General features: G+C 61.6%; 2 protein-coding genes. One reads left to right on the top strand and one right to left on the bottom strand.

Annotated elements, in window-relative coordinates; genetic code table 11:
- Positions 1 to 201: 201 nt before the first annotated feature.
- Positions 202 to 774, bottom strand: coding sequence for a 2'-5' RNA ligase family protein (locus tag C8N44_RS23005; RefSeq protein WP_107979004.1), 573 nt, complete (start codon positions 772 to 774; stop codon positions 202 to 204).
- 118 nt (positions 775 to 892) lie between these two features.
- Here C8N44_RS23005 and C8N44_RS23000 point away from each other — a divergent pair, with 118 nt between their 5' ends.
- On the top strand, positions 893 to 1,381 hold the full coding sequence (locus C8N44_RS23000) for a hypothetical protein (protein ID WP_244641168.1): 489 nt from the start codon (positions 893 to 895) through the stop codon (positions 1,379 to 1,381).
- Positions 1,382 to 1,778 lie beyond the last annotated feature (397 nt).

Below are 1,778 nucleotides of genomic sequence, written 5' to 3'. Positions count from 1 at the left end.
TCGCGCACATTGCGAAACGCACTCCCCATCATGAGATGGGTATCACCTCGCAGTGCCGGAGCTCATCTACAACGTGGGGCGCAGCCGCCGCTTACCGTGCTACATGCCATGCGAACGTCGTGAAAGGGCTGTGACCGGTTATCTCCCCGCAGTCAGCACGAAGGTCCGCTCCGTGCGGGAAGTGAAGGGGCGCGGCGCGGATCAAGCACGACCACCTGCCGCGCTTCCGCGCGCCGCCTTCGAACGCAAGCCCGACTTTCCGAATGGGATGGTGCGGAGGTGGTGCAGCCCCCCGTTTTCAAGCTTAATCACCTCCAGTGCCCGGATGGTTCCCAAGAGCGGGAAGCCTCCAAGGGAAGACGTCTCTAAACGCTCGATAATCGTTCGATCAGGGTTCGTCGCGACCGTCATGTGTGGATGGTAGGGAATATCGTCCTTTCGCTCCGCCCTCTGAACACCTTCGTAGAGCTGGTCATGCAGTGCCGCCAACTGGGAACTTCCGGTCGAGCTGACGAGAAGCAGTTTATGGGTCTTTTCAAAGGGATCGTGTGTAATCTCCTCTGAGACGAAAGACACCTCAAACTGCGATGACCTGCTGGCCACTGCCTCGCAGTGTTCTTGGAACTCATGAGGGAGAATGTTCGTCAGCCCGAACACGAGAGTTACGTGTGGGGGGACGAGCTCGGCTCTGGCCGGCTCGTTCTCGGTCCGAAACCGACGAATGCGTTCGATGACATTCGGTTCAAACTGTGGATATGCCAAGACGTAAATCATCACGACACAGTGGGGAAATCCGCACCACGGGTCAACGATCGGCTGGTTCCGTCAGGGGGGGCGGGTCACCTTGTGTCTCGCCAAAAGACAAGAATTCTGCTAACTTGCAGGTTGCGCCATGGTGGTGGTGGCAGGCGCGACCGTTCCACGTCAAACGGGAGACACCACCATGTTTGTTCTCGGAATCCTTGCATCTTTTGCCGCCATCGCAGCCATGTGCTGGTTGCTGTTCAACCTTGCCGTCTTCGCCCTGCCGTTCCTCGTCGGACTTAATGCCGGCATCTGGGCTTATGGCACCGGCGCGGGCTGGTTCGGTGCAATCCTCGTCGGCGGCTTCGCCGCAGGGTTGACGCTTGCCATCGGTCAGGCGCTGATCATGCTCGTGCGCCCGCTCTGGGCGCGGTTTGTCATCGCGCTGATCTTCGTGGTGCCGGCGATGGTCGCCGGCTTTCACGCCACCCTAGGGATCGCCAGGACCATGATGCCCTCGGAGACATGGCAGATGATCTTCGCCGTCATCGGCGCTGGCGCCGTTGGCGTTTCCGCCTTCCTCCGCATTGCCGGCATAGCCGCCGACACTTCGGACGGATCGGCCGTCGGCGCCTGACACTGCCAACAATCCGATGAGGCGGGCCCGGATCAGCGCTGGAATGCCATTCCGATCGTCAGGATGCCGGTATGGAGCGGTGTGCGGATCGGCATGAGACCCGCGTCGTTGCACGTGGCCGTGCGGTGGGAATGGCGGACCGTTCGAGCGGCAGGCTGCTCCTGTGATCGCGGGCGGCACGTCGGGCGGGGCGCTTGGAGAACGACGCGCAATGCCTGTCGCGGGCGAGCCAATCCGCCGGTGAAAGGCCGGTCAGGCTGATGAGCATCCGCGGTTGCCATCGTCTCCGTTCCTTGCCCGTCCCATGTCCGCTCCATACGGCCCTTTCAATGGCCTGATCTGGCCGAAGACCGGCTGTGCCTCGACCGGCTTGGCGCAACAGCGCCGCCATAACTTT

This window comes from Allosediminivita pacifica (assembly GCF_003054175.1).
Lineage (GTDB): Bacteria > Pseudomonadota > Alphaproteobacteria > Rhodobacterales > Rhodobacteraceae > Allosediminivita > Allosediminivita pacifica.
Note: the sequence above shows the minus strand (reverse complement) of the source record. Positions and strands in the feature narration are given on the sequence as shown.